This window comes from Acidimicrobiales bacterium (genome assembly GCA_036491125.1).
Taxonomy (GTDB): Bacteria; Actinomycetota; Acidimicrobiia; order Acidimicrobiales; family AC-9; genus AC-9.
In genome coordinates this window covers 1-4,941 of sequence record DASXCO010000145.1, presented here as the reverse complement: position 1 = coordinate 4,941, position 4,941 = coordinate 1, and the positions used below count along the sequence as shown (strand labels likewise).

Below are 4,941 nucleotides of genomic sequence, written 5' to 3'. Positions count from 1 at the left end.
GAGGTGTTCCACGAGGGAGAGCCGGCCGAGATGTTCCTCGTGCTCCTCGACGGCCAGATCCAGATGCTCAAGCGCATCACCGGTGAGGACGTGGTGATGAACACGACCGACCACCACGGCGCTTACGCGGGGGCCATCCGGGCCTTCGTGGAGAGCGCCGACGAGAAGGTCTACGTCAACACCCTCCGGACGCTCACGCCGGTTCGGTTCTTCCGGCTGCGGGCGGACGATTTCGCCTACGTCCTCAAGACCTGGTTCCCGATGGCCGTGCACCTGCTCGACGGGATGTTTCTCGGGCTGACCAACGTCGAGAACATCGTCGGCCAGCGCGAGAAGCTCGTGGCCCTCGGATCGCTGTCCGCCGGCTTGGCCCACGAGCTGAACAACCCGGCAGCGGCCGAGGTACGAGCGGCGCAGGCGCTGCGCGAGCGGCTGGGTGACGCCCGACAGGCGATCGTGGGCTTCGCCGCCGAGGTCGACCCGGCGACGCTGGCCGAGATCGTGGCCCTCAGGGCGTCGGCCGCAGAGCAGGCACGGTCCCCCGCGGGCCTGTCAGCACTCGCGGCCGGCGATCGGGAGGACGAGCTCGGGCAGCGCCTCGAGGACGCGGGGGTCGCCCGAGCGTGGGAGCTGGCACCGGCCCTCGTGGCCGCCGGCGTCGAGGACGACTGGATCGACCGGCTCGTGTCCGTGGCCGGCGCCCAGCTCGAGCCTGTGCTCGGATGGATGGCTGCCACCCTGGAGATCGACAGCCTGGTCGAGGAGCTGTCGGCGGCTTCGAGCCGCATCACGACACTGGTCGGGGCCATGAAGACCTACAGCCGGGTCGACAAATCCGCCATGGAGAAGATCGACATCCACGACGGGATCGAGAGCACCCTGGTGATACTCCAGCACCGGCTCAAGGGAGGCGTGGAGGTCGTTCGCGACTACGACCGCGACATGCCCAAAGTGCAGGCCTACAGCGGCGAGCTCAATCAGGTGTGGATCAACCTCATCGACAACGCCATCGACGCCACTGACGGCAAGGGCACGTTGACCATCCGCACGGCACGCGAGGCCGATCGGGTGCTGGTCGAGATAGGCGATGACGGCCCCGGCATCCCTACCGAGCTCCAGCGCCGGGTGTTCGAGCCCTTCGTCACCACCAAGGACGTGGGCAAGGGCACGGGTCTCGGGTTGGACATCAGCTACCGCATCGTCGTGCGCCGCCATCACGGTGATCTGAGCGTGACGTCATCGCCCGGTGACACCCGCTTTCAGGTCCGGCTGCCGGTTCGACCGCCGGAAAACCGCTCCAAGAAGTGAGGCCCGGCGCCAGATCGCGACTTACTCCGTGCGCTGCGCGACCGTGACCACGGTTGGAAAGGACAGCCCGAACACCCTGAGAACGGGCCTCTGGCGACGCACCCGAAGACCTGCTCCTTCGACGCGGGTGCGCATCTCGGCGCGGGTGGGCCAATACGCAGGCTGACCGGCCCTGGCAAACCAGCGCTGCGCCATGCGGGCCGCACCGGCGCTGCGAGGGTTCACGACCGCCACGATGATCCGACCTCCCGGGACGAGGACGCGGCGGAACTCGCGAAGCACCGCATCGTGATCGGCGAACCAGTGGAAGGCCTCGGTCGAGACGACGGCGTCAACTGACTCGTTGCCTGCTGGTAGGCGGACCGCGTTGGCCTGGACCCAGGGGCCAACCCTGCGACCGGTGGCCTGCTCGAGCATGCCGAAGGACAGGTCGAGGCCACACACGAGACCGCTGAGGAGCGCACCCGTGCGAGCCGTGAGTATCCCCGTGCCGCAACCCACGTCCAGGACCCGCCGGACCGGTTGGGTCCGCAGCTCGGCCAGCACGGCCTCATGGACCGGCCGGTAGAGCGCCCACTGGGCCGGCGCCGCGTCGTAGAAGCGCGACCAGGTATCGAAGAACGCCCGGCGGCCACTCGGAACTTCCGGCATCGCACGAGCCTCGTCCAGGGCGGGGAGCACCTCAAACTCGGACACTGTCCGACAGCTCGGGGCCCTGGCGCGGCCCACGCGGGACACCTCGGCATTCCAGCTCCCCCGCGAGTGCGAGTTCATTGCCCTGTTTGGGGGTCATACAAACGGGGTAGAGGGTAGTTTGGCGGGGATCGGGCGCCGCCGGGAGGGAAGCGAGAGGAGGGGCACGCGGCGGAGTGCCCCTCCTCCTCGCATCCGAGCGCGAGCGCCGAGAACTCACGTGAGCTCGGCGTGCACCCAACGGGCAGCGGCATAAACCGAGGCGAGTGCTCGTTTCCAGCAAGGGGCGGTACCGATCAGATCGACGAGCGTCAAGGGAGCCGCGGATGCCTCGAGCTGTGCGATTCGATGCATACGGAGGAGTCGACGTGTTGAAGGTCGTCGACGTGGAGCGGCCGGTGCCGGGCCCGGGCGAGGTGCTGGTGAGGGTCAGGGCGGCCGGGATCAACCCCGGTGAGGCCAAGATCCGCGAGGGTGCGATGGCGGAACGGTGGCCAGCGACGTTTCCCTCAGGACAGGGGAGCGATCTCGCCGGGTTCGCGGAGGAGCTCGGACCAGGAGTCGAGGGGCTCGCGGTCGGTGACGAAGTACTGGGGTTCACCGACCAGCGGGCGAGCCAGGCCGAGCTCGTCACGACGCCGGCTGACCATCTGGTCCATCGTCCCAGCGATGTCCCGTGGGAAGCGGCCGGCTCGCTCTTCGTCGTGGGAGCGACGGCATGGGCCGCCGTTCGTGCGGTGGGGCTCAGCGACGGTGACACCGCTGTCGTGGCGGGCGCCGCAGGCGGCGTCGGTTCGCTCGCTGTGCAGCTGGCCAGGAACACCGGCGCCAGGGTGATCGGACTGGCGAGCGAGCCGAATCACCGGTGGCTCGCCGACCACGGCGTGGTGCCCGTGTCCTACGGGGATGGTGTCGCCGATCGGATCCGGACGGCCGCCGGCGGTCGGGTCGATGCCTTCATCGACACCGTGGGCGCCAACTACGTCGACCTCGCCGTCGAGCTCGGTGTCCGACCGGATCGGATCGACACCATCGCCGATTTCGAGGCAGCGACGAAGTACGGGGTGAAGACCGACGGCAACAGTGTCGGTGCGAGCGCACAAGTGCTCGAGGAGTTGGCTTCCCTGATCAGCAAGGGCCTTCTCGAGGTGCCGATCGCCCGGATCTACCCCCTGTCTGCTGTCGTCGATGCATTTCGTGAGCTCGCGAAGGGGCACACGCGGGGCAAGATCGTGCTGGTGCCCTGACGAGCTGGTTGCCAGGAGGCCGACGTGCCGTTGGACCGTGGATCCCCCCAACGAGGGGTCGAAGATCACCGTTTGCCCGGTTTCGGCATCGGGGTAGGAGAGATTTCGACCGGCCTGCTGGAGGGGTTTCGGGCAGCCCTAGCCCGAGGGATCAGGGCATCACCCCTCCTGCAGGCCGAGTCCCTCGGGGGCGTTCCAGCTCGAGCTCGTTCCTCGGGAGGCGGCGAACCGCTTCGTCTGCTTCGACGGCTAGCTTGGCGGTCGGTGTCTATGGAGGCAGGGTGAACATCGAGACTCAGCTGGCGCCTGATCCAATGAGTGCCCGGGCGGCCAGACAGCTGATCGAAGCCGCACTGCAGCGATGGGGTGACGACGACTCGACCGAGGTGGCCGCGCTCCTCACGACCGAGCTGGTGACGAACGCGATCGTGCACGCCAGAACCGACTTCTCGCTCAGGGTCACCACCAACCAGGACCGTCTGAGGGTCGAGGTGTCTGATTCGAGTCATGACCCGCCTCGGCTCATCCCGATCCAGGACGACGAAGAGCACGGACGAGGACTGCACCTGGTGGACGCTCTGTCCGTCTCGTGGGGCGTGGACTGGAGGGCTGACGGCAAGGCGGTGTGGTTCGACTTGGCCGAGGAACCGGCCGAGGCGACTGCGGCGGGCGGTATCTGAGAGTCAGGGGCGAACGCGGACGACCCCGGATCGCCAGGTCGTCGCCGAGAGAGCCTTCAGCGAACGACAGCACCGCGTGGTCGTCGACGCTGTACGGTGCGGTACCGATGGAGCCCGCCGACGAGACAGGACTTCGGTGGTGGCGTCTTCGGGTTCCTCTGCGGCTTCCCTGGCAAGGCGCGACCGAGCGCGAGGTTCTCATCGTGCACGGACCGGCGGGGTGGGGGGAGGCTTCACCGATGCCGGGATTCGCATGCGACCCGGCGATGGCCTCGCGATCTGCTACGGAGGCCGCCACGCTCGGCTGGCCGACGCCCCGACGCCACTCGATACCGGTCAACTCGACCATTCCCGCCCTTCGGCCGGCGGAAGCCGCTCGCGTCGCGGCCCAGGACGCGGGCACAGGCATCGAGTGCTTCAAGATCAAGGTCGGAGCCGGCGACGACGTGGGTCGCGTCTCGGCCGTCAGGGACGCGGTGGGCCCCGCTGCCACACTTCGGGTCGACGCCAACGAGGCTTGGGACCTGGACACGGCGCGGGCTCGCCTCGGGGCGTTGGCGCGCTTCGACCTCGAGCTGGCGGAGCAGCCCGTCGCCGGGTTGGACGATCTTGCCCGACTACGACGTCTTGTGAAGGTGCCACTGGCGGCTGACGAGGCGGTGCGAGACGTGAACGACGCTCGACGCCTCAAGAGGCTGGCCGCCGCGGACGCCATCGTGGTGAAAGTGCAGCCCCTCGGCGGGGTTCGCAAGGCGCTGTCGGTGGTCGATGAGGCCGGCGTACCGCCGATCGTGTCCTCGATGCTCGAGACCTCCGTCGGGCTGGCCGCCGGCATCGCGCTGGCAGCCTGCCTCCCCGATCTGCCCTTCCCCTGCGGGCTCGCCACGGCCTCGCTCCTTGGCGCCGACGTCACCGACAATCCGCTGCTGCCGCGCCGCGGCACGGTCGACGTCAGGCCGGTCGATGCGGACCCGGCACTCCTCGACCGCTTGGCGGTCCCCGTCTGATGCTGC

Annotated in this window: 5 protein-coding genes; 4 read left to right on the top strand and 1 reads right to left on the bottom strand. The window is 68.7% G+C overall.

The features are described from left to right. A partial coding sequence (locus tag VGF64_11595; GenBank protein HEY1635394.1) for an ATP-binding protein occupies nt 1-1,308 on the top strand: 1,308 nt, incomplete at its 5' end. Between the two features lie 21 nt (nt 1,309-1,329). Here VGF64_11595 and VGF64_11590 read toward each other — a convergent pair. Then, nucleotides 1,330-2,004 carry a class I SAM-dependent methyltransferase gene (locus VGF64_11590; GenBank protein HEY1635393.1) on the bottom strand — a complete coding sequence of 225 codons (675 nt, stop codon included), beginning with the start codon at nt 2,002-2,004 and terminating at the stop codon, nt 1,330-1,332. Nucleotides 2,005-2,327: 323 nt separating this feature from the next. Here VGF64_11590 and VGF64_11585 point away from each other — a divergent pair, with 323 nt between their 5' ends. From VGF64_11585 to VGF64_11575, 3 genes are all read left to right on the top strand, one after another. Continuing rightward, nucleotides 2,328-3,248: an NADP-dependent oxidoreductase gene (locus tag VGF64_11585; GenBank protein HEY1635392.1), complete on the top strand. Its 921-nt coding sequence runs from the start codon at nt 2,328-2,330 to the stop codon at nt 3,246-3,248. Nucleotides 3,249-3,529: 281 nt separating this feature from the next. Then, nucleotides 3,530-3,928 carry an ATP-binding protein gene (locus VGF64_11580; protein HEY1635391.1) on the top strand — a complete coding sequence of 133 codons (399 nt, stop codon included), beginning with the start codon at nt 3,530-3,532 and terminating at the stop codon, nt 3,926-3,928. Between the two features lie 107 nt (nt 3,929-4,035). Continuing rightward, nucleotides 4,036-4,935 (top strand): enolase C-terminal domain-like protein, encoded by a 900-nt coding sequence (locus VGF64_11575; GenBank protein ID HEY1635390.1) that lies wholly within the window; start codon nt 4,036-4,038, stop codon nt 4,933-4,935. Nucleotides 4,936-4,941: the final 6 nt, after the last annotated feature.

What these genes read in the sequence shown, in the direction of transcription:
- VGF64_11585 (HEY1635392.1), top strand. Translation starts at nt 2,328, where the DNA reads ATGCCTCGAGCTGTGCGATTCGATGCATACGGAGGAGTCGACGTGTTG.
- VGF64_11575 (HEY1635390.1), top strand. Translation starts at nt 4,036, where the DNA reads ATGGAGCCCGCCGACGAGACAGGACTTCGGTGGTGGCGTCTTCGGGTT.